Source organism: Erythrobacter fulvus, from assembly GCF_028595285.1.
Taxonomy (GTDB): Bacteria; Pseudomonadota; Alphaproteobacteria; order Sphingomonadales; family Sphingomonadaceae; genus Erythrobacter; species Erythrobacter fulvus.
The window spans coordinates 173104-198011 of the sequence record NZ_JAQQXQ010000002.1 but is presented as its reverse complement, the minus strand read 5'-3'; the positions used below and the strand labels follow the sequence as shown (position 1 = coordinate 198011).

Sequence of the window (24908 nt, the reverse complement as noted above, 5' to 3'; positions counted from 1 at the left end):
TTCAGGAGTATGTTCACGCGGCCCATCGCCTGCGCACCAATGGTTGTATTGCCCCTGACGTGAGACAGACTGATTCGAAACGCGGTCAATCTCAGTTGACCGTGCGTGAGGAAAGGCGCTAGCAGCGCTCGTCGGGATCGCCTGAGCTTAGGTTCCAGTGCCGAAAGTGCGATAATCGTCGTGGGAGATGCCTCCCAAGGGTGCCAAGAAAAATGAATCCAATGCCAGATACAACGGCGCGTTCCTCGGAAATCGTTGCTTTTAACAACTCGGGCCCCGGCGAGGCGGTTGTTCAGGAGTCCGCAGCGCGCCGTGCGCGTCGACTGTCCCGCGTACGTGACGCGCTGGGCCGGATGGATCCCCTGTTCTGCCTGACCGTTATCATTCCGACCCTGATCGCGACACTCTATTTTGGCTTCATCGCGTCGGACATCTACATCTCGGAAAGCCGGTATGTAGTGCGCAGCCCCGACAAGCCGCAGAAGAGCGGTCTCGGCGTTCTTCTCGGCAGCGCTGGGTTTTCGAGCGCCAGCGAAGAAGTGCGGGCAGCGCAGGGCTTCATTGAGTCGCGCGATGCCCTTCGCGCGACCAACAAGGACGATTTCGTCCAAATAGCCTGGGGGAATGAAAATATCTCGATCTTCGACCGCTTCAATCCACTCGGCTGGTCCGGGTCGTTTGAGGACCTCTACCAGTACTACCGCGGCAAGGTCGATGTGCAGTATGATGCAGAAACCGGGATCACCACCCTGACCGCCCGCGCTTTCAGGCCGCGGGACGCGCAGACGATCAACGAGCGCCTACTCGAGCGGTCCGAACAGCTCGTCAACAACCTCAATAGCCGAGGCAACGAAGATCTTGTCCGCTATGCCGAGCGAGAGGTTGAAGAGGCCAAAGCGCAAGCGTCGGCTGCGGCGCTCGAGCTGTCAAACTATCGCAATCGAAAAGGGGTGATTGACCCCGAACGCCAGGCGGCTGTCCAGCTGCAGATGATCTCGAAACTGCAGGACGAGCTGATAGGGGCCCGTATGCAGTTGCTGCAGCTGTCGCGGGTGGCTGCGCAGAACCCGCAGATCCCCGTTCTCAAGGTCAGGATCGCCGGACTCGAGCATGCGATTGGCGAGCAACTCGGAAAGGTCGCAGGTAGCGACGGTTCGCTGTCCGAGGCAGCCGCCGAATACCAGCGCCTCCAAGTGCAGCGCGAGTTCGCTGACCAGCAGCTCGGCCTGTCGCTGGCGGCCCTGCAGGATGCCCGCAACGAGGCGCGGCGACAGGTCGCTTATGTGGAGCGGGTAGCGCAGCCGAGCCTCCCCGACGATGCGCTCGAGCCGCGCCGCCTCCGCGGGATCCTCTCGACCCTGATCGTTGGTCTAGTGGCATGGGGTATCTTGACCATGCTGCTGGCGGGGGTCAGGGAGCACCGGAATTAGGCTCCTATGACCGATCTTTCCCTTTCCCACTCCTGGACGATCCAGCGCAGGGTCCTTGGGGCCCTTCTAATGCGTGAAATTCTCACACGCTACGGACGACACAACATCGGCTTTCTGTGGCTGTTTGCAGAACCGATGCTGTTCACGTTGGGAGTGACGGCGCTTTGGTCGGTCGCCAAACTCGACCAGATTTCTTCAATCCCGATCGTTGCCTTCGCGGTAACCGGCTATTCGAGCGTGCTGCTATGGCGCGCCATGCCTTCGCGGTGCATTTCAGCCATCGAGCCCAACTTGCCACTGCTGTATCATCGCAATGTCCGGCTGCTCGACGTGTTCTTCGCGCGCATCGCGCTCGAGGCAGTGGGGACGACCATTTCCTTTGTTGGCCTCGTCCTTGTCTTCTGGGGTCTCGAGTGGCTGACCTTTCCCGAAAACGTGATGAAGGTGATAAGCGCTTGGCTCATGCTCGGCTGGTTCGGGGCCGGGCTCGCACTACTTCTCGGGGCGCTTTCCGGCACAAGCGAGCTTATCGAGAAGCTGTGGCATCCGGTCTCTTATCTGTTGTTCCCGCTGTCTGGCGCGGCGTTTGTCGTGGACGGCCTTCCACAAGCCGCGCAGGGCGCAGTTCTCCTACTTCCCATGGTGCATGGGGTCGAGTATCTGAGGGAAGGTTATTTCGGATCACAGATCACTGCTCACTACGATCTCGGCTACATGGCGACATGGAATGCGGGTTTGACGATTGCCGGCCTGCTCAGGATCCGCGCTATCGCGGACAGGGTGCGACCTGAATGATCCGGATGACGGGTATCCGCAAAAGCTATGAGACCGCCTCAGGGCCGTTCACCGTGCTCGATGGGGTGGACCTCACGATTGCACCGGGCGAGACTATTGGCATCCTCGGACGTAACGGGGCGGGCAAGTCCACACTCGTGCGGATTATCGGCGGCGCCGAAAAGCCCGATGCTGGAAAGATCGAGCGCAAAATGAACGTGTCGTGGCCGCTTGCCTTTTCCGGCGGCTTCCAGAGCAGCCTCACCGGGCTCGACAATCTGCGGTTCATTTGCCGGATCTACGGCGTCGATCCCGAAGCCTGCCTGCCTTTTGTCAATGACTTCACCGAACTGGGGGTTTACCTGAGGGAGCCGGTTCGCACCTATTCGTCAGGTATGCGTGCAAGGCTCGCCTTCGCGGCATCAATGGTGATCGAATTTGACTGCTATCTCGTGGACGAGATCGTGGCGGTCGGTGACAGCAGGTTCCAAGCTAAGTGCCATGAGGAACTTTTCGTGAAGCGTGCCGACCGAGCAATGATCATTGTTTCGCATGATCCGGGCTTCATTAAAAATCACTGCGATCGGGCAGCGTTGTTGATCGATGGCAAGCTGAAGCAATTCGCAACTGTCGATGGCGCTTATAATTCTTACGCGGAGGCGATGGCGTGAAAGCCCACATCGGATCGCGCCGATTTTCTTTCCTCCACTAGGCCGCTGGCTTCCACCCATCTCCCACCTTTGCCAAAGATTGAAATGCCCCTGATTAGTGTGGAGAAAATGTTGGACTTGTTGCCTTACCAGCTCGAACAGACTCTGATCGGCTCCACCGTGCGGAAGGTCTTGACGCGGCGACGCCGCGCGCTTTTGGAACCGCGCGGCCTGGTGCAGCCGGAGGTCCAGCGAATCTTCGTAGATGTATCGGTGATCAGCAAGCACGATGCGGGCACCGGCATCCAACGGGTTGTTCGGGCATTGGCGCTTGGACTGAAAGCGCGGGCTGACACGCTCGCGTGCAGCCTACATTTTGTCGCGGCGGGACGCGAGACTCCGTATCACACCATTTGCTGGCCAAGTGGTGACAAACTTGCACTTTCGGTCCAGATGGAAGGCCGGCCTGGGGATATTTTTATAGGGCTAGACTATTCACTGGATGACATTCGCTGGAACTCCAGTCAGTTGGCGCGTTTCCGTCGCCAAGGCGGGAAGCTATGGTTTCTCGTCCACGACCTTTTGCCGCTCGAGAAGCCCGGCTGGTTCTCGCGCAATACGGTCATCCGCTACCGCGCGTGGCTTGGCATCCTTGCAACGTTGGCAGATGGTTTTCTGTGTAACTCTCCGCAAACTGAATCCCAGCTGCGGATTGCGTTGATGTCCGTTTATGGGCTCGATTCTGGTTACGCGACCAAGGTCCTGCCGATGGGATACCGGATTACCAGCGGCGAACCGATTGATGAAACTAAGCCCAGCAGGCTTACCGATTTGCTACATGGCTCTTCGGCGGGGTATTTCCTGCAGGTGGGCACACTTGAGCCCCGCAAGGGTCATTCCGATGTACTCGACGCCTTCGATATTCTTTGGGCTAACGGCTGGCCCGACGCGTTGGTACTCGTTGGCCAGAAAGGATGGCAGGTCGACGATCTCTACCGACGGATCAGCACGCATCCAAGGATCGGAAAACAGCTTTTCTGGTTCGCTGATGTGGAGGATCCGGAACTTGACCAGATGTATCGGGGCTGCAAGGGGGCCATCATCGCGTCATTCGCCGAAGGGTTCGGCCTGCCGCTCATCGAGGCTCTGGGTCACCGCAAGCCGGTTCTGGCCCGCGATCTGATGGTGTTCCGTCAGCACGAGGAGTGCGGTGTAAAATATTTCCCCGATATTCGAGAGCCCGCAATATTGGCGGAAAGGATCAAGGAATGGGCCGAGGACATCGCGCACGGTAGGATCGCCGTCAATCTTCCAGAAAAGGGGTGGGACGAGTCCGTGACCGAGCTGATTCAAGTAGTCAGCTGACGGGGGATCTCGGCCGCAAACTTCTCTCCTGCTTGTTAAGTCTATTCGCAAGGGACGGAATGATACGTTGCCCGAGCAGGCCGCGCCAGCATCGGCTGCTCAGCCTTCGCTCTCAAGGCGAAAAAGCCAGTCCACGCGTTCTTCCCGTGAGGTCGGCGATGTCTTGTCGTGGATTGAAGAACTTTCGGGCACCGGCAAAGGGTAGTAAGAGGCCGGTTGCCAACGTGCTGATGGCAAGAAAATGCCAAGCGGGGCGAGCTGGAGGTGCTGAATGAAGCCCAGTAAGTCTGTTCGTGCTGAGAACTTCCCGATCTTCCTGTACTCCGGATTTCGGTCGTCCAGCACTTGGTTCTGGTCGAAGTTCCGCGCACATAAAGAACTGCTTTGCTATTATGAACCGTTTAACGAACAACTTGGCTCGTTGACCCTGAAGAACGTTGCAGAGGCCTGCCCCGAAGGATGGCGGTCACACCATCCAGACTGCGGCCCGTATTCGCTGGAGTATGCCCTTATGCTTGGTGATGAGGGCGGGGTCCCGGGCTTTCCAACCGTGCGAAATCTAGGTGACCGATACATAGGCACCGCCGGAGCGGAAGGGCCGCTTGACGAGGATATAGCTGCATATGTGCAGGGTCTGATCAAACATGCAGAACATCGCGGGCGGCTGCCGCTTCTATCTTGTACGCGAATTCTGGCGCGTGCCCGCGGTTTACGGATGGCCTTTGGCGGCTATCATGTGCTTCTCATCAGAAACCTCTTTCACCAATGGAACTCGTATGCAGGTCAGGCTCGGTTCGGGAACTGGTACTTCTTGCACACGCTGTACGAAACGATTGAACTGGCGGATCGCGATCCGGCGATGGCGCAGCTCGCGGGAATTTTCTCTGCCGATGACCGCGCCACGTTCGAAGCATGGGTGAGCTCCGAAAATTTCGACAGGGTTTTCTGCTATTGCGTCGGCTTTCATCTCTATTTTCTGACGCTGGCAAGACGTTCGGCCGATCTGGTCGTCGATGTAAACGCCCTCGCGGCTCCCGATGGCGAACACCTTGAGCAAGTGGTTGCTCAAATCCGGCAGAATATCGGGATCAATGTGGATCTGACCGATGTATGCACACAGGTCGATTTTCCACTGCGTCCGCTATCCGACAAGGCTGCATGTGTCGAAACCATCGACGCGATGGCCTTAACGATCAAGACAATCTGCAACGCCAGCACCGACGAGCGCATCTTCATAGATGGGCTCGTGTCGGACGTGTGGTGTGCGCAGGACAGTTTCCAACGCGAGGCATCCAGCGCCTTCGAGTATTGCACCCTCCTTGAAAAGAAAGCGGAAGCTTTAGCGATCGAATCGGCGACGAAGGTGTGCGATCTCGATAAGGAATTGCAGGAGGTCCGCACGGCGCTCGAAGCGCGTGAGAGTGAGCTTGAGGAAACAAGGCAAGAAAGCGCCCGGGAAAGAGCCGACCTGCTTTGCCGGCTCTCCGCACGAGAAGCCGAGTTCGGAGATTTGGAGCACAGCTTATTTCGGGAGCGCGCGGAACGGTCACAGCACCAAGTCGAGGTTGATCGCGAGATGCAGCAACTTGCGGATCAATTGGCCAGATCGCGTCGAGAAATGCTATCCGTTCAAAATGTCCTCGGCGAAGCACATGAGGCGTTAAATGCGTCCCAGACTGAGCTTGTGGTGGAGAGAGGGCGCGCCCAACGGTTTGAAGACGCAGTCGTAATGCTCGAAGCTGCGATGTCCAACTTGGGTGCCGTGAATCTCGAGTTGGCGGGCCGAATTTCGAATCTGGAACAAGCGGGCGCAGAGCTGGCAATGAATTTGGCGGCCGAACAGGCAGCGCGGGTTCGGTCTGAAGATCGGTTGCAAGGAGTTCTCGAGGGCGACAAAGTCCGCGATCGGCTAACGTTCGCCCTCGCAACGCTCATAAAATTCAGCAGCCTCCGGCTGCTCATGCCCAAGCGGGTTTGGGAGCGCAGGTTGCGCGAAAGCCTCTGCGGATTGCCGGGTTTCGAAAACACGTGCGAGCTCGGGGAAAAGGGTAACACGCCGGACGGATTAGCCGAGTGGATTTGGAGAGCGATTATCAGCGACCAATGATGGCCTCAACCGATTACCTAAACGAGCATTTTCAACCGCGACTGGCTCATTTTTCCTTGCGCAAACACGGCAGAACCGAATAGGCGACAAGCCCAATCTTTCTTGTGATTTGATGAAATGCGGCTCTCACTGGCAAAGATGATCGAGATTTTCACCGAATATTGAGCTTGTATTTGAACGCCATGTCAAACGTTATGGTACTATTTTTTAAATTAAGGGGCAATCTCGATGGGCGATGAATCGAAATCAAGACACTCAAGATTGATAATACTCGATCCGGTGTGCGTATTTCCATATGGGCATAATGTCGCAGCCATGGATACCTTTAAGCATTTCGTTGGAAAGTATTTTGAGGAGGTTGTGAGCCTTGGATGCAATAGCCTTCCGGACGAAATTAGCGCCCACTTTCGTATAATGCCGACTTTCGAATACTATTACAATGACGTAATGCCCTTGCCGGATGCCCACGTCGATACGACGTTCCCGCGAACGCATGAGCAGAAGACTACTGCGGCGAAGAAAGATCTGGCTCGACTGCTAAAGCAGCTGGAGGTCGGCGGCGATGACACGATCTGCTACCCGTCGGTCGACTTTTATTCCCTACTAGCGCTGGTGGAATTGATCGACGAGCTGCGCGCAGCCGGGAGCCCCAAGCTCTTGATTCGGCTCATTGGGGTCATGGAAACGGCATCCTCAGGGCGATATAGCAAGCCGCTCAATGTTACGATAGCGCTCATAAATCGCTTGTTTGAGGCGGGTTTGCCCGTACGGCTTGCAGCCGAAACCCCGCGCTACGCCGAATATCTCGCCGGTCAACTGAACCGTCCGGTAGCAGTTGCAGCGAACATCGAAATCCGCGAGCAGGTGCCCCTGCCGCAGACTGAACAATTCACCGTGATTTGCCCCGGTTCCGCGCGGTACGACAAGGGCTTCCTCGACCTCGCCGAACTGTTTTCCGGAGTGAGGCGGCGAGATCCCGACATGCGCATCCGCTTCATCACACAGGTGTTGCCGGATCGGGATTTGAAGCATCAGATTGACTATCTGGTGCGGCTTTACGCTATCCCGGGGACGACCCTTCTTCCCTCGCAACTTTCGCCGGTGGACCTCGCGAAGCTATACGAAGAAGCCGACCTGGTGCTGCTCCCTTATGCGCAGGATGTGTACCAGTTCCGCGGTTCGGCCGTCCTGATCGAGGCCATGATGAGTGGACGACACTGTCTGGCGTTGGAGGGGCCGGCGTTCGTCGACCAGATGCGCTATTTTGGCAGCGGCACGGCGTGCAGGAGTATCGCCGACATGGCTGACAAGGTTATCGCCTGCAGCATGGAAACGCCGCTTTCCCGCCATGCAAAAGCCAGCCAAGCACGAGGTCGGTTTGTGCGGGATCTCGTATCCAGCTACAGAGATTGGGTGATCTGAAATGAAAAAAGCTCTCTTCGTAGATCACCAATTTCATCAGAAGACCCGCTCGGCGGATTTCTTTGTCGATATTTTGCGTGCCGCTTTTGATGTGCAATCTTATTATCTCGAGCCCGAACGTCAGCCTGATGACGGCGTGCTGAATGCGGCCGCTGGCGTCGACATTGTCATACTATGGCAAATGGACTTCCTGGCACCCCTCTTTTCGGCGATGGGTAAGCCTGTCATCGTAATCCCGATGTTCGACGGGTCGGGCGGCATGCCCGATGTTCACTGGATGTTCGCGCGCAAAGCGCGCTTCCTCAATTTCAGTCTCGTGCTCAATGAGCGCATCCGCATGGCCGGCTGCAAAACGATGCTGTTGCGCTATTTCCCAGAACCGGCGGATGAGGAAAAGCTACCACACTTCGACAAGTTCGACGCCTTTTTCTGGCAGCGCCGGCCAGATCACGGCATCGACTTCAGACTTGTGGACACCCTGTTAGGGGGCGAACTTGACAGCTTGCATCTCCACAATGCGCCAGACATTGTAGGTAACTTCGTCCCGACCTTGCCTGAAAGGACGCGATACAAGTTTACCCAAAGCACCTGGTTCAAAGACAGAGCTGGCTATGCGAATTGTTTGAATAAAGCCAACGTCTTCATCGCGCCGCGCGTCGCGGAGGGAATAGGCATGGCGCTTTTGGAAGCAATGGCGGCGGGCAAGCTGGTTTTAGCCCATGATGCGCCGACCAACAATGAGTATATCAGCAACTGGTTCAATGGGATATTGTTCAACAAGAACGCTCCTTCCGCCATTCAGATCCGCAACCACGCATCACGGATAGCGCGGGCCGGATGGCGCACAGTGGTGGAGGGGCGCAAACAGTGGCTTTCCTCACACTCCGCGATCATCGAGTGGGTCGACAAGGCAGAAACCCCACCAGCGATCGACATGGATCACTCTGTATTCTTGCGAGACCTTTGGTACAGTTACTACGCATCTCTCGACGAATACGTGTCGTTTATAACGAGGCGTTTAACTGTATTGGGCGAACTGTCCGATTTGCCCTACCACAGGCTTCTGGATGCGCTCGGCGAGGCACAAGCAGAACAGATCGATCCCTCTTTGCAATTGCGGGATTGCGCGCTTGGGAGCAACGGTGTGCTAGACCTGACCAACACGGACGACCGGTTCATTGGGGAAGGCTGGAGCAACGCCGAACCTGAATGGCGCTGGGCCGTCGGGAACAGGTCCGAAATCCATTTTTCGGGCCTCGACGCCGGGGAGGGTCGAGTAAGGACATGCTTCACAGCATCTTCTCTTCCTCAACTGGGCAAGTGGGTTCAGTGTACCATCCTACTTAACGAACAGATCGTTCATGAAGAGCGAATTAAACCCGGCTGGGCAGATTATCACTTCGAATTCGACGCGGAACTTCTGCGCCATGAGAATCGGTTTGTTTTGTGTTTTGATAAGGCGACCGCCTTACCAACGGACAATCGCAGGCTGTCTGTATGCTTCAAGCAGTTCAATTTTTCTTTGGACAACAGCTAATTTATTAATTTAGCTTCTCGTAGCGCGGTCGAAATGGCTCACGCTTATTGGGTGAGCGACTCCCTTTAAATCGGAAATGGTAAATTTATGGCACAGAAGAAGGCTCTCATAACGGGTGTTACAGGCCAAGACGGTTCCTATCTTGCTGAATTCCTGCTTGAGAAGGGATATGAAGTTCACGGAATCAAGCGCCGGGCCTCGCTCTTCAATACCCAGCGAGTTGATCACATATACGCAGATCCTCATGTAGAGTCGTCGCGTTTTCGGCTGCACTATGGCGACCTGAGCGACACGTCCAACCTTACTCGACTGATCGCCGAGATCGAACCCGACGAGATCTACAACCTCGGCGCTCAGAGCCATGTGGCCGTAAGCTTCGAGGCCCCGGAATACACGGCCGATGTCGATGCGATCGGCGCCTTGCGCCTTCTCGAGGCGATCCGCTTTCTGGGGATGGAGAACAAAACCCGCTTCTACCAGGCATCGACTTCAGAGCTTTACGGTCTCGTGCAGCAAGTTCCGCAAAGCGAAACTACTCCTTTTCATCCCCGCTCGCCCTATGCGGTTGCCAAGCTCTATGCCTACTGGATCACGGTGAATTACCGCGAGGCATACGGCCTCTACGCTTGCAACGGAATACTGTTCAATCACGAGTCCCCGCGTAGAGGCGAAACCTTTGTCACCCGCAAAATTACTCGTGGCCTTGCCAATATCAGCCAAGGCCTGGAAGAATGTCTCTTCATGGGAAATATAGACGCGTTGCGTGACTGGGGGCATGCCAAGGATTACGTCCGCATGCAATGGATGATGCTTCAGCAGAATGAAGCTGAAGACTATGTGATTGCTACGGGCCTGCAGTATTCGGTGCGTGAATTCATCCAATGGTCCGCCAAAGAACTTGGGATAGACTTGTCGTTTGCGGGTGAAGGCCTCGACGAAGTCGGAGTGGTGACCGCGGTCGATAGGGACATGGCACCTGGCCTCAATGTCGGCGACATCATCGTGCGTATCGACCCGCGTTACTTCCGCCCTGCGGAGGTAGAAACTCTGCTGGGTGATCCTACGAAGGCCAAGAACAAACTTGGCTGGGTTCCGGAAGTCACCGCGCAGGACATGTGCGCGGAAATGGTGGCCGAAGATCTCAAGGTTGCAAAGCGCCATGCGCTGCTCAAGCTTCACGGCTTTAGCATTCCCGTCGCTTCGGAAGGTTGAGGGGTCAGCTCATGAAAGTATTCGTTGCCGGTCACCGCGGCATGGTGGGCGGCGCAATCGCACGTTTGCTGGTCGAGCGCGGCGATGATGTGATCACCAGATCGCGCGCCGAACTCGACCTGCTCGACCAACAGGCTGTAAGAGCCTTTATGGCGATTGAACGTCCTGACGCGGTCGTTCTGGCCGCAGCCAAGGTCGGGGGGATCTACGCCAACAACACCTTTCCCGCGCAGTTCATCTTCGAAAACCTTATGATGGAGTGCAACGTCATCCACGAGGCATTTACCGCCGGGGTCGAGCGCCTACTTTTCTTAGGATCCTCGTGCATATATCCGCGAAATGCCAAGCAACCAATCAGCGAGGAATCGCTGTTGACGGGCGTTCTGGAGGCTACCAACGAACCATACGCAGTCGCCAAGATTGCCGGCATCAAGCTGTGCGAGAGCTACAATCGCCAGTACGGAACTGACTATCGCAGCGTCATGCCGACCAATCTGTACGGGCCCGGAGACAATTTCCATCCGGAAAACTCGCATGTGCTGCCAGCCTTGCTACGTCGCTTCCACGAGGCTGTCCGAGACGGGAAGGACGAGGTGACTATCTGGGGCACGGGAGCACCGAGGCGCGAGTTTCTGCACGTGCAGGATATGGCGGCAGGATCTGTCTTTGTGCTCGACCTTAAGAAAGAAACCTACTTGAGGAATACCGACCCAATGCTGAGCCATATTAATCTCGGCTACGGTGAGGACGTGAGCATCAGGGAGTTAGCGCAGATGATTGCAAGGACGACCGGCTTCACGGGACGGATCCTTTTCGACACCAGCAAGCCTGACGGCACTATGCGCAAGCTGATGAACGTGACCCGCCTGACGAACATGGGCTGGAGAGCCGAGATTCCGCTGGAGGACGGCATCGCACAGACGTACCGCTGGTTTCTGAAAAACCATTCCAGCTTGCGCGAAGCCTGAGCCATAGTGACAAAAAGGATTCTCGAAGGCGCGAGCTTCCTACTCATGGCTGCTTTCCAATTAGCCGGTCTTGATCGCGGAGAAGTGTCGGACACTGACGGGAATCGAGCGGACTTCTGAAACTTTCTGGCGTGTTTCCGAGGCAAGTTGCTGCCGGTCCGGGCTTCACCGAGGACTGGCCGCAAATGATCGACAGCGCCCGCATTCGCGGTCAGGTCTTCGGCCGGTGGCGGAAAGGTCGGCAAGAGGGGTAGTGCGAACGCACTTTGTCGACCTCGCGGCGGCTTTGCAAGCAGGATCCGCGCTCGCGGTGACAATCAGGTGCGGCCTTTGGGGTTCGTCGTGGCCGACGGTCTCAGATCACAACCATGTGGAGCAGCTGGCGGCGACCCGTGTCAACAGACCCGAGGCACTAATGGCTGACAAGGAGCACGATGGCGACCGCTTCCGAGAGAACCTGAAGATCCGGGATGTTCTGCAGACTACCCGTCGCGAACGACCATCCTGCAGTTCAACGGCTTCCTCAACGGAGTCGCTTCGCGTACGTCGACAGCCGTGCACGGCGCGACGATCCCAGCGGCACACTGGATGCCATTTCTGTCATGGCCGGTGCGCGGCGCGCCTTAGGGGCCCACAGAGTTCAAAATTGCTTTGCAACAATCGCGAGCGCGTTCTTGCCCAGACCTTTTGCGCAGTCCGGCGTTTCGGCCTCGCTGTAACACCGCAGTTCGGGTGCGTTGCCCGATCCGCGTAGGTGAATCACGCGGTCATTATCGAAAATCATACGTACGCCGTCAGTCAGATCAACCTCACACAGGGCGCCCTCGGCGATGCCGCTGAACACGTCGTCGAGCCGCGCATCACGATCCGGATCGGCCAGCAGCCAGTCCATAAGGCGATCGCGCCGATCAGGAGCGAAGTTCTTTAGCCGATCGCTATGAGTGAAGCGTTTCGGCAATCCAGCAACGAGGGCGCTCACCGAACCGGATTGCGCATTTGCCAGCACGGCCATTATCGGAAGCACAGCATCGCGTGTGGGGAGTGCGGCTAGACGGGTGCTGCCGCGTTCGACATCGCTGCCGAGCAGAAAGCCGCCATTGGCTTCGAACCCGCAAACGCGAGGCTCGCCCTTCGCAAGAGCATCCTGCATCGCCCTGATGACAAAAGGCGATCCGATGCGGGTTCGTTCTACGCGGTCGAAAAATCCGCTTCTTTCGGCCACACCGTTGCTCGAAATCGGGGTGATCACGGTTTGCATCCCAAGCGCTTTGGCGCACAGCATGGCTAGCACATCTCCGCGTAACCATGTGCCATGTTCATCGGCGAGAAGCGGCCGGTCGCTGTCACCGTCGGTCGATGCAATCGCGTCGAGCCCATGTTCCGAGACCCACTGCATAGCCAGGACTACATCTTCAGGCCGCACCGCCTCGGTGTCGACGGGAACGAAGCGCTCCGATCGTCCCAACATCACGATCTCGGCACCCGCCGCGACAAGAATGTCCGCCAGAATGTCGCGGCCCACCGCCGAATGCTGGTACACACCAATCCGCATGCCCTTCAACGCGTCGACCCCAAAGTAATCTCGATAGCGGGCAAGGTAGGGCGCTACGATGTCGTGAGGTTGCGGCAGCGGAGTTGCGTCTAGCAAGGCACCCGAGGCGTTCAGCTCTGGTTCTGGCACGCGCTGGCCGATTATTCCCTGCTCATCGTCCTTCAGGATTTCCCCTTCGGCGCGATAGAACTTGATACCGTTCCGATCGTCGGGGATGTGGCTTCCAGTCACCATGATGGCGGGAATTCCCTCGCCCATCGCATAGAACGCCAAGGTTGGGGTCGGTACGAATCCGCAGAACAACGGCTCGCAGCCGAAATTCCGTACCGCGGCACTGCAGGCTGTAAGGATGCGCGGCGTCGACGGCCTAAGGTCGCCTGCAAGCGCGACCCTTTCGCCGGGCCGCAAGCAACCGTCGCCGACGAGATAGGCAAGAAAAGCCGTCGTGTAAGCATAGCACACCCGATCGGTCATTGCACGGACCAATCCCCGTGCGCCGCTAGTGCCGAACGCGACACCGCTTTCCCGCATCAGTGACTTGATGTATATTGATCCTGCCATAATTATGGTCCCTGCTGCTTCAAGGTGGTTCGAAATAAGCTGAGGTAGGTAGGCTCGAGGCTGGCGCTGCGTCTAGGCTTCCGTCACTCGAGCAATCGGGAAAGGCCGGCAAGCGCGCGGCCCTGGAGACGCCTTGCACCCACCAGAGCCGACTGCACGATGCCCAAGCGCTGGGCAGAAATGGCGAGCCGCTCGACCAGCACTTCCGCGGAGCAGGGCAGGCCCGTAATCGGGTCGACATAACGCGGATAAAGCAGCAACGCTGCAGCCACCAGTTCGTCGAGCGTGCGGCGTGCCTTACGGCGAGCGGGCACGGGACCGCGATCCACGGTCAATCCCCAGCCGGCATAGAAGGGCACGCCGTGCACAGTCACCTTCTTGCCGCGCATCAGCGCCTCGAACCCCGCGAGCGAGCTGTTGACGTGGAGCTCGTCGACCATCCCGATCAGCGCCGCCATCGGCGCCTCAGTCTCGACCCGGTCGGCAAGCGCAGCCGCGTCACGCGCTGGGATTAGTCCGCGACGATGGCCAGCGAGCACGTCGGGGTGGGGTTTGTATATGAGGAACGCTTCGGGGCCCGCCTCCGCGCGAGCGCGGCGCAGCAGTTCAAGATTGGATGATAGTGCCCCACCGCTCGTCACCGCGCGGTCATCTTCCACCTGTCCGGGAACGAGCACATGTTGCCTCGAACCGCCGAAGCGCAGAAGCGAGGCGGTGCCGCCAGTCTCGTACTTCGATAGTCCACCCGCGATGATCGCCTCCCGGAGCATCCGAGCACGTTCGAGAAGTTCGGGAGGGAATTCACCATTCTGCAACAACCGCTCGAGCCTACTTGGGCTGGCGGGAGCGAAGTGGGGGCCTTCCGCATCAACGATGATTGATAGTGGCGGGACGCAGTCCGCACCGAGGCCGTCGGAGCGAATGAAGCCATCCTCGATTTCGATCACAGGGGGCGCAGTCGCTTCAAGCGCGCGGGCCTGTGCAGCGGAAATCCGGGTCCGCCATAGCGCGACCGCCGCTCCTTCCGGCAGGTCAGCGAGCCGACGGCCAAAGGGGACCGGCCCACCCGCCCACAGCAGCGCCGAGACCGTCGGCTTTTTCCAGTGGGCAATACCCATCACCGAATGGATGCGCCGGTTGGCATCGATCAGCGCGCGCCATTGGCCACACAGCGCGATAGCTTCGAGGGGCGAAATGGCGCCGCCGTCAAAGGGGTTGAACCACTGCCAGCCGGTAAGATGCGCTTCGAGCAGGCGCGCCGCGTCCTCCTTCCCCGCCTCACGCTCGCCGCCTGCGCCTACAAGCACTGTCGGCAGCCCGGCCGCAAGCGCGAGGAGGGCGCGCGGGTCATTCTCCGGCAGGCGCACCGACCGGGCGCGGTCAAACAGTGACCATGGATCGGCATCGGCAGGCCAGTCAGCAGCATCGAGCCGCTCCGACGAGACAACCTGCCGGCCCCAGTAACATCCCCCAACCCGATGCTCGGCAAGCGCCGCGAGCAGCGTCATGGAGTCACCCGCACTCGCACCGCCGGGCGCGGCGAAACGCGGCGCGCGGGCCCCGGGAAAGGGCGGGATGGAAAGTATCGGGGTGGGCTTCATATTAGCCGAGGGCGGCAATTGCGACGATCTGGCGAAGCAGATCGGGAAGCTCGCTCAGTGGGACCATATTCGGGCCGTCGGACAGGGCGTTGTCCGGGTCGGGATGGGTTTCCATGAACAGCCCGTCGACGCCGACCGCCATCGCAGCCCTTGCGAGCGGCGCGACAAACTGGCGCTGGCCCAGCGACCGGTCGCCGCCGCCGCCAGGAAGCTGGACGCTATGCGTAGCATCGAACACCACGGGCGCGCCCATCTCGCGCATGATGACCAGTCCGCGCATATCGACGACAAGGTTGTTGTAACCGAAGCTTGATCCACGCTCGCACAGCATGATCTGCGGATCGTCAATCCCGGCGCTCTCAGCCGCTGCGCGGGCCTTGCCGAGCACCGCCGCCATATCGGGTGGGGCCATGAATTGCGCCTTCTTGATGTTCACGGGCTTGCCGCAGGCAGCTGCCGCCATGATGAGGTCGGTCTGGCGCGCGAGGAAGGCCGGGGTCTGGATCATGTCCACCACCTCGGCCACAGCCGCGCACTGGTCGGGAAGGTGCACATCGGTCAGCACCGGCAATCCGGTTTCGCTGCGCACCTTTTCGAGCACCCTAAGGCCTTCCTGGATGCCGTTGCCGCGAAAACCGCTCACCGAGGTGCGGTTGGCCTTGTCGAAACTAGCCTTGAAGATCACCGGGATGCCGAGTTCTTCGCTGATCCCGCGCAATCGCTCGGCGATCGCGAGGCACAGCGCCTCGCTCTCGACTACGCAGGGGCCGGCAATCAGGAACGGCGGCGTCCCGGCTGCGCGACGGAAAGCGGGCAGCATCACACAGACTCCATCGCCGCGCGGCGGGCCAGTTCGGCCTCGATCAAAGGCACATCAGTGGGGTTGTTGAGTTCAATCATTTCCCACGCCGGCGCCTCGCACACTGCAACCCCTACCGGCAAGCCTGCATCCAGGAACCTTAGCTGCTCAAGCCCCTCCTGCAGTTCGATCGGTGCCGCTCCGTGAACCGTGTAGGATAAAAGCGCCTCCGGCCGATAAGCGTAGAGCCCAAGGTGGAGCAAGACGCTTTCGCGCGGCGTTGTGCCGGGCAAAACATGGGGAATGATGGACTTTGAAAAATAAAGCGCTCGGCCCGCACTACTGCAAACGACCGTTGTCCCGCCAACGCGTCCGGCAGCGGCGTCGGCCTGAAGATGAGCCAGCACGGCAGGGCTTGCCGGGACTGCCGCGGTCGCCATCGCGAATTGTGGTTCGGACTCGATTAAGGCCACTAGCTCCGCGACCATACTCGCTGGGGTCAACGGCGCATCACCTTGCAGATTTACTACCAGTTCGGGCGAATACCCCAGCGCAGAAAGCGCCGCCGCGCAGCGTTCAGTGCCATTGGCACAGGCTTCTGGGGTCATCACCACAGCCATTTCATTGGCACGAGCGACGGCGGCAATCCGATCATCGTCGGTGGCAATGATACAACCGGCGTCTGGTCCCAGTAGTCGCACCGCCGCAAGCCCGGCTTGCCAAGTGTAATGTAACGCCGGGCGTGCAATACCGTCAGCACCCCTTAATTCGGCAAGGGGTTTAGCCGGAAACCGGGTAGACGCGAGCCGGGCCGGAATAATGACGAGAATACGGTGCATTGCCGCTTAGAGGGTGACAACGGGCGCGGGAGGCGCAGCAATGTCGTAGATCTGGACCACGCCAAGCGGCGTGAGGGGCTGCCTTTGGTCCACCACGAACAAGACCGTGATGCGATGGGTGTTCATTATCTCGAGGGCTTCCTGGACAGTCGCAGTACGAACGATCGTGCGCGGCGCGGGAGTCATCAAATCGGCGGCACAACTGAAGATGAGATTGCGAGCATGACGCCTGAGGTCGCCGTCGGTAATGATCCCGACAAGTTCGCCCGTCTCGTCGACAACGCCAGCCACACCTAGGCGCTTTTCCGTCATGGTCACCAGAACGTCGGGCATGGGTGTCGCCATCGCAACAATCGGCAGACGGTCGCCCGAATGCATCACGTCTTCGACATTGCGCAGATGCAGACCGATCTCTCCGCCAGGATGAAGCGCCCTGATATCGACGCCCGAAAGACCGCGCGCACGCATCACGGAAACCGCCAGCGCATCTCCAAGCGCAAGCATCATGGTAGAGGAAGTCGTCGGCGCAAGGCTGGAGGAGCAGGCTTCCTCGACGTTAGGCAGACGCAGCCCGAGGTCGGCGGTGCGCATCAGCAGCGAATTGGGGTTACGTGACACTCCGATTAGCGGACAGCCGATGCCTTTGGCGTAAATACACAAAGGCTGCACTTCGACCGTGGCACCACTATTTGAAAAGACGATCAGCACGTCTCCCGGGCTGACCATGCCAACGTCGCCATGCGCAGCTTCGGCGGCGTGGACAAACAGCGCCGGCGTGCCGGTTGCAGCGAGAGTCGCGGCAATCTTGCGAGCGACGTGTCCCGATTTTCCGATACCCGAAACGATCACCCGCTGCCGACAGCGGAGAATCATTTCTACAGCCTCTGCAAAAGCGTCACCCAGCCCCTCGCCCAGCAGCCGAAGGGCATCCGCCTCCATCGAGATGACGTTGCGACCAACATCCACATGGGACTCCGCGTGACCAGTGTGCGTCAAGCGGGCAGAGTGGCTTACCATTTGCAATTGCCCTTCAAAAATGCGTCAGACTACACTCGCGACCCGAGGCAGTTCGAAAACAAGGCGATTATCTAGTGTGGTTTCGCAACATCATATTTGACCTCGACGGAACTCTCATCGACAGCGCGCGACTGACTGGAGCCATCATCGACCGCATGCTGCAAGAACGCGGAGCCACTAGGTATGCCGATCCCGCCCTGATCCGCAAGATGGATGCGGTTGGCGGTGAGGCCATGATCGCCGCCGTCATGGGCGGGCACTCGTCCGACCCTTCCGCCGAGATTGAGGAATTCCGTCGCATTCACCGGATGATCGACGTTCCTGCTGATTTGGCTTTTCCCGGTGTGCACGAAGCTCTGGAAGTCCTGACAAACAGAGGCGTGGGCCTTGCGATCTGTTCGAACAAGCCGCAGTTTCTTTGCGAGAAGATCCTTACCGAACTGGGGCTCGTACAGCACTTTGCTGCCATTATCGGCAGCGCCCCGGGACGTAATCGCAAGCCCGACCCCGAAGCCGCACATCTGGCGCTTGCGGGGCTGGGCGGAACACCGCACGACACGCTCTACTGCGGGGACTCGCAGGTCGATCTCGACACAGCCCGCGCAGTAGGAATGGCCGTGGCGCTTGTCGAATGGGGTTACGGCACTCGCGAAGCGCTCAGCAAAGAACCAGACACCCCTGTTCTTCGGTCGATATCGCAGCTGCTGGACGGCATTGGTGGGCACAGCCGTCTAAGCCTCGTTGTGCGATGAGATGCGGGTCGCAAAAACGCGATCCCACAACATGCCGGTGATGGCGTAGTTGCCCTTCGCACGCAGATGATGGTGGCGCATGTGATGCGTCTTGAGCATCCGCCCGAACGGGCCCTTCATCGGGAACTGGTGGCAGGCATAGTGGATGATGTCATAGGCCACGTAGCCGGACATGAAACCGAACAGCAGCCACGTGCCTGCCGGACCGGCGACCGCAAGTGCGGCGGCCCAAACCAGCAGCCCCACGGGAATGCTGACGACCGGCGGCATCAGGTTGCGCAGAGGATCGTTCGATTCCGAATGATGGTTGCCATGAATGATGAATACCGCCCGCTGCAACAGGGGCGAGCGCGGCTCGAAGTGGAAGAGATGGCGATGCAAAAGGTATTCGGTCAGCGACCAGACCAGCCAGCCTATGCCGACCAGCATCGGCGCCCACAAGGTCGGCGCCGTTGCAATTCCGACGAGCGCAATCGCGGGCAAAAGGATTGCCCAAAGCACGACAAACCACCGCATCGAAATGACGGTCAACCGCTCGAGGCGGGCGCTACGGAACAGTTTTACGCGCGGGTGAGAGGACGGCGACCCAGAAGGCATGCCCTGCCCTTTCAAGTCAGATTCCTCAAAGTCAAGACGCATGCGATGTACTACACTGAAATTACGACGATTAGCGTTGGGGTGCACCCATCCCCCTTTTTACCCGCCCGCTCGTAGCCCTTATGCGATGCCATGATGCGCGAGTCAGACGCTGTTTCTCTTGACGCCCGAACAGCTTCGTTTCCTATAACGACGATGGGCAAAGAAATATCCTTGGTGGATGCACGTGTTTTCATCAGCGGCGCCTCGGGTGCGCTTGGGCGTGAGCTTGCCATGCGGCTTGCCCGGCCCGGCGTGCAGCTGTCGCTGTGGGGGCGCGACCCGGCGCGCCTTGGCGAGGTGGCCGCTGCATGCCGCTCGCGCGGGGCCGAAACGGAAACGCGCTCGCTCGATCTTGCCGGGCTCGATGCCGCGGTGGCGGCGCTGGCCGATGAAGACGCGGCGGCGCCCTTTGATTGCGCCTTCCTTGTCGCCGGGCAAGGTGACACGCTGCCTTCCGGCATGGTGGTCGAGCCCGCGGAGCAGGTGGCCCGCCTGTGCCAAACCAATTTCATGGCGCCGGCCGCGCTGGCCGCGACGCTGGCCGAACGCATGGCAGAGCGTGGGCGCGGGCGGATCGCGCTGGTGGGGACCGCCGCAGCATCCCATTCGCTACCCTTCGCGGCGACCTATGCCGGAAGCAAGGCCGGCCTTGCCCGCTATGCCGATGCCTTGCGACTCGCCGTCAGGGATCGCGGGGTCAGCGTCACGCTGGTGTCGCCGGGCTTCTTTGCCGGTGGGCCGACAGGCGCGCGGCCCGGCGAAATCCCGGCCGGGCAGGTAGCAGACAAGATGATCGCGGCGGTGCTTGCAGGCCGCGCCGAACTGGTCGTGCCGCGGCGCTTCCTGCTGCTGCGCTGGCTGGACCGGCTGCTGCCGCGACCGGTCAGGGACCGGGTGCTGTTATCGCTGCGCCTCCCCTAGGCGAATCGCGTCGAGGATGGCGTGGTGAAGCTCGGCCGGAGTCAGATCCTCTCCCGTGCCGGTGCCCGGCAAAGGCGTTCCGTCGCTGGCGAAGCGAAGCATGACGTAAGGCGTGTGGCGCTCCGCACCCGGTTCACTCGCGCCAGGGATGCTGGGCCGGTGATCGCCGAAAAAGCACAGGATGGCAGGCCGTCCAAGGCGCGGCAAGGCATCGATCAGGCGCGCGAGCATGGCATCACTACGGGCAAGCAACCGCAGATAGGGCGAAGCCCCGCGTGCGGCATCGCGCTCTTCCGGAGGCCACGGCCCGTGGTTCTCGATCGTCACGGCGTAAAGCAGGCTTGATCCGGCACTGTCCTGCGCGATTTCGATGATGCGATCGGCGACGGCCGCGTCGGTAACATAGCGCCCCTCGTCGGGGCCGGGACGCGGAAAGAACTCCTCACCGACAAGGTTGCCGAAACCGGCCTCGGGCATAAGCCGGTGCCGCCCGTAGAAACGCATATCGTGCGGATGGACGAACCAGCTGTCCCATTCGTCCCGTCCCAGCCGGTTGGGCAGGGCCCAGCTCGCCTCGCCGCGGGCGGTCAGGAAGGGGTCGAACCGGCGGGTGCCCAGCACCTCTTCGCCGCGCCCGAACAGCACCCCGAACTCGGTCCGCATGGTGTAGGCGCCGAAGCCCGAAACCAGTAATCTTCCGTGCCGCCATGCAAGGCTTCGCGCCGTTTCCAGCGCCGGAAGGGACAAGCCGGGATCATCGAACAATGCCACCGGATCGGTGAAGGATTCGCATTGAACGATCACCACCAGCTGGCCGGCGCGCCCCGTGACCGGCGGCGCGTCGCAGGGATCGGGATCGGTTGTGCCGCGCCAGTCGTGCCAATGCGCAAGCAAGCTCGCCACCAGCCCGTGGCGCATGACATCGGTATCGGGATCGGGAGCGGAGACTTCGAGAGGCCAGCCGATACGGCGTAACGCGACGGCCAGTCCCGCTGCCGCCACCACCCCCAGCCCCAGGCCCAGCAGCCGCGGCTGCGCATTGAGGTTCGAGAGCAACGCCAGCGCCGCAAAAGCAAGGACGAGACCGCCGCCCAGCAGGACGACCTGAATCGGGCGCAGCGCCGTGAGGTAGAATTGCGGATGCTGGAAAACCGCGCCGATAAGCGCGAAATCGCTGAACACCAGCGGCTCGCCCAGCACGCGGCGCTTGATATTCGAAATCAGCGAAAGCGCCGCAAACAGCGCCGCGACCACGACAGCCGATACCAGCGATGCTCCGGTAATGACGAGCACGAGCGCAAAAGCGAGCATGGCGACGAGCAGCAACACAGCCGTCCCCCGCAGGCTGCGCGGAAGCAGCGAGAGCCGCCCGTGCGGTGCAGCGAAAGCATCGGCCGCGATAACCAGCACAGCAAGAACAAGGGCTTCAGCGGCCAGAATGCGGAGAATCTCGCTCATCGGCGCGCCTCCCGCAACGCCAGGGTCGGTCGCGCGGGCGCCTTGCCAATCCGGTCACGCCTGTCTTTTGTCATCGGCTCGGGCTAGCGTCGATAGGCGTAGGAAAGCAAAAACAAAATGATGTCCCGGCATCGACAAACCAATGCCGGTAGGACTAGGGGATGCAGACAAGACCCCGAACACTGCATGGCCCCGTTCCACTCATGACCGATCAACAGATCCTGCCGCAGACCGATCCGGTCATGCCTGCAGGAGGACCGCGCCGCGTGATGCTGCTGCAAGGGTTGATGGGGTCGTTCTTCCGGCGCCTCGGTCTCGCCCTGCGAAAAGCCGGTCACGAGGTGTTCAAGGTCAATTTCAACGGCGGTGACAAGGCCTATTGGCGCTTGCCGAACGGCATCGATTATCGCGGGACGCTGGCCGAATGGCCCGAAAGCTTCGCCCGGCTGCTCGAGAAACACCGGATCAGCGATGTGATGCTGTTCGGCGATTGCCGCGATCATCACATGGCCGCGCTGAAGGTATGCCGCGAACGCGGCGTGACAGTCTGGGTGTTCGAGGAAGGCTATGTCCGGCCCGATTGGGTGACGATGGAAGTCGGCGGCGTGAACGGCCACAGCACCTTACCGCGCGATCCGCAATGGTACCGCGCCACAGCCGCCGAATTGCCGCCCGTGCCCGAGCATCAGAAAGTCCCATCCTCATTCCGCCGCCGCGCGAGCGAAGGGCTCTGGTACAACACCGCGGACGTGCTCTCCCGTTGGCGCTATCCCGGCTGGCGCAACCACCGGCCATGGCATCCCGTGGTCGAAGGCGTGGGATGGGCGCGCAAACTCAACCGGCGACAGGAACGCAGCGAGCAGGGCGCAAAGCTGCTGGCTCGTCTGGCCGATCAGGATGCGGCCTATTACCTGTTCCCGCTGCAGCTGGATTCGGACGCGCAGATCCGCCTGCATTCCCCCTTCGCCGGCATCCTTGATGCGCTCAATGTCGTGCTCGCATCCTTTGCCGAACATGCCCCGGAAGAAACGCGTCTGGTCGTGAAGGAACATCCGCTTGATAACGGGGTGCGTGACTGGCAGCTGGAAACCGCCGACCTTGCCGAAAGATACGGGATCGCCGACCGGGTCGATTATCTCGCATGGGGCGATATCGAAGCCATTGCCGAGCGGGCCAAAGGGATGGTGACGATCAACAGCACCAGCGGGACGCTGGGCCTGGCGCGCGGCGTGCCTGTGGTGGTGCTGGGCAAGGCCATCTACGACTTGCCCGATCTAACCTTCCAACATGGTCTTGACCGCTTCTGGAGCGAGGCAACCCCGCCTGATGCGGAAACCTTTGCCGCCTTTCGCCGCGTTCTGATCGAACGCTGCCTGATTCCTGGAGGATTCTTCTCGGACGAGGCGCTCGACAAAGTGGTGACCCATGCCGTGGCCCGGTTCGAAGGCCGCCGACTGCTGCCCGACTGATCGCGATTTTGCAGGGTAAGGATTTCAGCCGCGCGCCATTCCCGACAGGCCTTGTCGCACCGGCTTGACGGCGTTGGCCCCCATCAATAGCCGAAGAGACGCCGGCACTGGAGGGAACAGCAAGCATGCGCACCATTCTCGTCACCGGTTCGGCCGGGTTCATCGGGTTTCACCTCTCGCAGCTGCTGCTGGACGAAGGTTTTCGCGTCGTCGGCTATGACGGGATGACCGATTACTACGACGTGCGGATCAAGCAGCGGCGTCACCAGATGCTGCTGCAGCACCCGCATTTCACCTGCACCGAAGGCATGCTGGAGGATTTCGAGCGGCTGCACGCGCTGGCGCTGGCGGAAAAGCCCGATGTGATCGTCCACCTCGCCGCACAGGCAGGGGTGCGTTACAGCCTCGAAAACCCGCGCGCCTATGTCGATGCGAACCTCGTCGGCACCTTCAACGTCATGGAGTGCGCACGCGAGCTGGGCGTCGATCATCTGCTGATGGCTTCCACCAGTTCGGTCTATGGCGCCAATACCGACATGCCTTTCGCCGAGACGCAGAAATGCGACACGCCGCTGACGCTCTACGCCGCGACCAAGAAGGCGAACGAGGCGATGGCGCATTCCTATGCCCACCTCTGGAACCTGCCGGTCACGATGTTTCGCTTCTTCACGGTCTATGGCCCGTGGGGGCGGCCCGACATGGCGCTGTTCAAGTTCACCCGCGGGATCCTCGAAGGCGCGCCGATCGATATCTACAACGACGGCGAGATGTATCGCGACTTCACCTATGTGAGCGATCTGGTGCGCGGCATCCGGCTACTGATCGATGCCGCGCCCGTCCGGCCCGAAAGCGCCGAGGACATTGCCGCGGGCGACAGCCTTTCGCCCGTCGCACCGTTTCGCGTCGTGAACATCGGCAATGGCGATAAAGTGCGGCTGATGGACTTCATCACCGCGATCGAAGCCGAATGCGGGCGCGAGGCAGTGAAGAACTTCCTGCCGATGCAGCCGGGCGATGTGCCTGCGACCTGGGCCGATGCAAGCCTGCTGAAGTCGCTCACGGGCTACGCGCCGCAAACCCCGTTCCGCGAAGGGGTCGCGCGGTTTGTGGCGTGGTACCGGGATTACTACCGGGTCTGACGACGCGCCTTACTGCGGCTCGTCGCTCGCGGGCTCGGTCGGCTCGGGCAGCTTGCCTTCGCCCGGAAGCTCGGCCTGGCGCTCGCGCTCTAGCCGTTCCATGTATTCGCGCTCGATCATCTCGACCCGCGCCTGTTCGGCGGCGGCGTCTTCGTCGATGGTCGAAAGACGTTCCTGACGGGCCTCCTCGATCAGCTGGCTGAAGCGCACGTTTTCGGCCTCGGCGCGATCCTTGTAAGCGGCCTCGACGAATTTCTGGGTGCAGCCGGTAAAGCCGCCCGCGCCGGCCGGGCTACAGCTCATCGCGCCGAAATCGCCGACATACTTGATTTCCTCTACCCGCCGCGCCCAGGCGGTGTTCTCGGGCGAGGTGCTGTTGCGCAGGTTCGAGGGGATGCGATAGCGTTCGGCCTCGACCAGAATTTCGCAGATCACCACTTCGCCGTCCTTGGCTTCGGGGCATTCGTCAGCGCTGTAGGCGATCACCATGTTGATCTTCTCGTCCGCGCTTTGCGCCGATGCCGGAGCGGCGGCAGCCAAGGCAGCGGCGGCAGTGACGAGAGCGGGGGCGAGCAGGTGCTTCATCGCGAATGATCCTTGTGGCCAGCACGGCAATGGCACCGCAATGCCTGTGCGCGGGGGTCTTTGTCTAGACCGCACGCGCTGAACCGCCGCTGAAGCCGGCTTTCCCGCAGC

General features: G+C 60.1%; 21 protein-coding genes. 13 read left to right on the top strand and 8 right to left on the bottom strand.

From position 1 onward, the window contains the following. Positions 1-221 precede the first annotated feature (221 nt). The 9 genes from OIK40_RS03890 to fcl all read left to right on the top strand — a co-directional run bounded on the left by OIK40_RS03890 (position 222) and on the right by fcl (position 11465). Complete coding sequence (locus OIK40_RS03890; protein ID WP_273676383.1) at positions 222-1430, top strand: KpsE/RkpR family capsule polysaccharide export protein; 1209 nt, start codon at positions 222-224, stop codon at positions 1428-1430. Between the two features lie 6 nt (positions 1431-1436). Beyond that, positions 1437-2225: an ABC transporter permease gene (locus OIK40_RS03885; RefSeq protein ID WP_273676381.1), complete on the top strand. Its 789-nt coding sequence runs from the start codon at positions 1437-1439 to the stop codon at positions 2223-2225. Next, a complete protein-coding gene (locus tag OIK40_RS03880; protein ID WP_273676379.1) occupies positions 2222-2875 on the top strand; it encodes an ABC transporter ATP-binding protein in 654 nt (217 codons plus the stop codon). Before OIK40_RS03885 ends, OIK40_RS03880 begins: the two co-directional genes overlap by 4 nt. An 84-nt stretch (positions 2876-2959) precedes the next feature. Continuing rightward, on the top strand, positions 2960-4219 hold the full coding sequence (locus OIK40_RS03875; RefSeq protein ID WP_273676377.1) for a glycosyltransferase family 4 protein: 1260 nt from the start codon (positions 2960-2962) through the stop codon (positions 4217-4219). A 271-nt stretch (positions 4220-4490) separates the two neighbouring features. Beyond that, positions 4491-6326 carry a hypothetical protein gene (locus tag OIK40_RS03870; protein ID WP_273676376.1) on the top strand — a complete coding sequence of 612 codons (1836 nt, stop codon included), beginning with the start codon at positions 4491-4493 and terminating at the stop codon, positions 6324-6326. Between the two features lie 228 nt (positions 6327-6554). Further along, entirely contained in the window at positions 6555-7748 is a 1194-nt protein-coding gene (locus tag OIK40_RS03865; RefSeq protein ID WP_273676374.1) for a glycosyltransferase family protein, read from the top strand. A 1-nt stretch (position 7749) separates the two neighbouring features. Continuing rightward, positions 7750-9285: a glycosyltransferase gene (locus tag OIK40_RS03860; protein ID WP_273676372.1), complete on the top strand. Its 1536-nt coding sequence runs from the start codon at positions 7750-7752 to the stop codon at positions 9283-9285. Between the two features lie 87 nt (positions 9286-9372). Beyond that, positions 9373-10497 (top strand): GDP-mannose 4,6-dehydratase, encoded by a 1125-nt coding sequence (gene gmd, locus OIK40_RS03855; RefSeq protein ID WP_273676370.1) that lies wholly within the window; start codon positions 9373-9375, stop codon positions 10495-10497. Positions 10498-10508: 11 nt separating this feature from the next. Continuing rightward, positions 10509-11465: a GDP-L-fucose synthase gene (fcl, locus tag OIK40_RS03850; RefSeq protein ID WP_273676369.1), complete on the top strand. Its 957-nt coding sequence runs from the start codon at positions 10509-10511 to the stop codon at positions 11463-11465. A gap of 640 nt (positions 11466-12105) precedes the next feature. Here the strand turns inward: fcl and OIK40_RS03845 are convergent. The 5 genes from OIK40_RS03845 to OIK40_RS03825 all read right to left on the bottom strand — a co-directional run bounded on the left by OIK40_RS03845 (position 12106) and on the right by OIK40_RS03825 (position 17834). After that, positions 12106-13548, bottom strand: coding sequence for a phosphomannomutase (locus OIK40_RS03845; protein ID WP_309557493.1), 1443 nt, complete (start codon positions 13546-13548; stop codon positions 12106-12108). A 113-nt stretch (positions 13549-13661) separates the two neighbouring features. Then, a complete protein-coding gene (locus OIK40_RS03840; RefSeq protein WP_273676366.1) occupies positions 13662-15086 on the bottom strand; it encodes a capsular polysaccharide export protein, LipB/KpsS family in 1425 nt (474 codons plus the stop codon). Between the two features lie 94 nt (positions 15087-15180). Beyond that, complete coding sequence (kdsA, locus tag OIK40_RS03835; RefSeq protein ID WP_273676365.1) at positions 15181-15999, bottom strand: 3-deoxy-8-phosphooctulonate synthase; 819 nt, start codon at positions 15997-15999, stop codon at positions 15181-15183. Next, positions 15999-16817, bottom strand: a complete 819-nt coding sequence (locus tag OIK40_RS03830) for a 3-deoxy-manno-octulosonate cytidylyltransferase (RefSeq protein ID WP_273676364.1) — start codon at positions 16815-16817, stop codon at positions 15999-16001. The genes kdsA and OIK40_RS03830 overlap by 1 nt, the downstream gene beginning before the upstream one ends. A 6-nt stretch (positions 16818-16823) precedes the next feature. After that, complete coding sequence (locus OIK40_RS03825; RefSeq protein ID WP_273676362.1) at positions 16824-17834, bottom strand: KpsF/GutQ family sugar-phosphate isomerase; 1011 nt, start codon at positions 17832-17834, stop codon at positions 16824-16826. A 74-nt stretch (positions 17835-17908) separates the two neighbouring features. On the opposite strand from OIK40_RS03825, the gene OIK40_RS03820 reads away from it, so the two are divergent. After that, positions 17909-18586 (top strand): HAD family hydrolase, encoded by a 678-nt coding sequence (locus OIK40_RS03820; RefSeq protein WP_273676361.1) that lies wholly within the window; start codon positions 17909-17911, stop codon positions 18584-18586. Here the strand turns inward: OIK40_RS03820 and OIK40_RS03815 are convergent. Beyond that, a complete protein-coding gene (locus OIK40_RS03815; protein WP_273676360.1) occupies positions 18566-19198 on the bottom strand; it encodes a sterol desaturase family protein in 633 nt (210 codons plus the stop codon). The genes OIK40_RS03820 and OIK40_RS03815 overlap by 21 nt on opposite strands. Positions 19199-19399: 201 nt before the next feature. On the opposite strand from OIK40_RS03815, the gene OIK40_RS03810 reads away from it, so the two are divergent. Further along, positions 19400-20146: an SDR family NAD(P)-dependent oxidoreductase gene (locus tag OIK40_RS03810; protein ID WP_273676359.1), complete on the top strand. Its 747-nt coding sequence runs from the start codon at positions 19400-19402 to the stop codon at positions 20144-20146. Here OIK40_RS03810 and OIK40_RS03805 read toward each other — a convergent pair. Beyond that, a complete protein-coding gene (locus OIK40_RS03805) occupies positions 20126-21604 on the bottom strand; it encodes an LTA synthase family protein (protein WP_273676357.1) in 1479 nt (492 codons plus the stop codon). The genes OIK40_RS03810 and OIK40_RS03805 overlap by 21 nt on opposite strands. Before the next feature lie 203 nt (positions 21605-21807). Here OIK40_RS03805 and OIK40_RS03800 point away from each other — a divergent pair, with 203 nt between their 5' ends. Both OIK40_RS03800 and OIK40_RS03795 read left to right on the top strand, forming a co-directional pair. Continuing rightward, a complete protein-coding gene (locus OIK40_RS03800; protein ID WP_273676355.1) occupies positions 21808-23073 on the top strand; it encodes a capsule polysaccharide biogenesis protein in 1266 nt (421 codons plus the stop codon). 125 nt (positions 23074-23198) lie between these two features. Next, positions 23199-24212: an NAD-dependent epimerase/dehydratase family protein gene (locus OIK40_RS03795; protein ID WP_273676354.1), complete on the top strand. Its 1014-nt coding sequence runs from the start codon at positions 23199-23201 to the stop codon at positions 24210-24212. Positions 24213-24221: 9 nt separating this feature from the next. On the opposite strand, the gene OIK40_RS03790 is transcribed toward OIK40_RS03795, so the two are convergent. Then, positions 24222-24797 (bottom strand): hypothetical protein, encoded by a 576-nt coding sequence (locus OIK40_RS03790; RefSeq protein ID WP_273676353.1) that lies wholly within the window; start codon positions 24795-24797, stop codon positions 24222-24224. Between the last annotated feature and the right edge of the window lie 111 nt (positions 24798-24908).

Bases quoted from the DNA above. Each gene is read 5' to 3' on its own strand.
- OIK40_RS03890 (WP_273676383.1), top strand. From the start codon at position 222: ATGCCAGATACAACGGCGCGTTCCTCGGAAATCGTTGCTTTTAACAAC.
- OIK40_RS03885 (WP_273676381.1), top strand. From the start codon at position 1,437: ATGACCGATCTTTCCCTTTCCCACTCCTGGACGATCCAGCGCAGGGTC.
- OIK40_RS03880 (WP_273676379.1), top strand. From the start codon at position 2,222: ATGATCCGGATGACGGGTATCCGCAAAAGCTATGAGACCGCCTCAGGG.
- OIK40_RS03875 (WP_273676377.1), top strand. From the start codon at position 2,960: ATGCCCCTGATTAGTGTGGAGAAAATGTTGGACTTGTTGCCTTACCAG.
- OIK40_RS03870 (WP_273676376.1), top strand. From the start codon at position 4,491: ATGAAGCCCAGTAAGTCTGTTCGTGCTGAGAACTTCCCGATCTTCCTG.
- OIK40_RS03865 (WP_273676374.1), top strand. From the start codon at position 6,555: ATGGGCGATGAATCGAAATCAAGACACTCAAGATTGATAATACTCGAT.
- OIK40_RS03860 (WP_273676372.1), top strand. From the start codon at position 7,750: ATGAAAAAAGCTCTCTTCGTAGATCACCAATTTCATCAGAAGACCCGC.
- gmd (WP_273676370.1), top strand. From the start codon at position 9,373: ATGGCACAGAAGAAGGCTCTCATAACGGGTGTTACAGGCCAAGACGGT.
- fcl (WP_273676369.1), top strand. From the start codon at position 10,509: ATGAAAGTATTCGTTGCCGGTCACCGCGGCATGGTGGGCGGCGCAATC.
- OIK40_RS03845 (WP_309557493.1), bottom strand. From the start codon at position 13,548: ATGCGGGAAAGCGGTGTCGCGTTCGGCACTAGCGGCGCACGGGGATTG.
- OIK40_RS03840 (WP_273676366.1), bottom strand. From the start codon at position 15,086: ATGACGCTGCTCGCGGCGCTTGCCGAGCATCGGGTTGGGGGATGTTAC.
- kdsA (WP_273676365.1), bottom strand. From the start codon at position 15,999: ATGCTGCCCGCTTTCCGTCGCGCAGCCGGGACGCCGCCGTTCCTGATT.
- OIK40_RS03830 (WP_273676364.1), bottom strand. From the start codon at position 16,817: ATGCACCGTATTCTCGTCATTATTCCGGCCCGGCTCGCGTCTACCCGG.
- OIK40_RS03825 (WP_273676362.1), bottom strand. From the start codon at position 17,834: ATGGTAAGCCACTCTGCCCGCTTGACGCACACTGGTCACGCGGAGTCC.
- OIK40_RS03805 (WP_273676357.1), bottom strand. From the start codon at position 21,604: ATGAGCGAGATTCTCCGCATTCTGGCCGCTGAAGCCCTTGTTCTTGCT.
- OIK40_RS03800 (WP_273676355.1), top strand. From the start codon at position 21,808: ATGACCGATCAACAGATCCTGCCGCAGACCGATCCGGTCATGCCTGCA.
- OIK40_RS03795 (WP_273676354.1), top strand. From the start codon at position 23,199: ATGCGCACCATTCTCGTCACCGGTTCGGCCGGGTTCATCGGGTTTCAC.
- OIK40_RS03790 (WP_273676353.1), bottom strand. From the start codon at position 24,797: ATGAAGCACCTGCTCGCCCCCGCTCTCGTCACTGCCGCCGCTGCCTTG.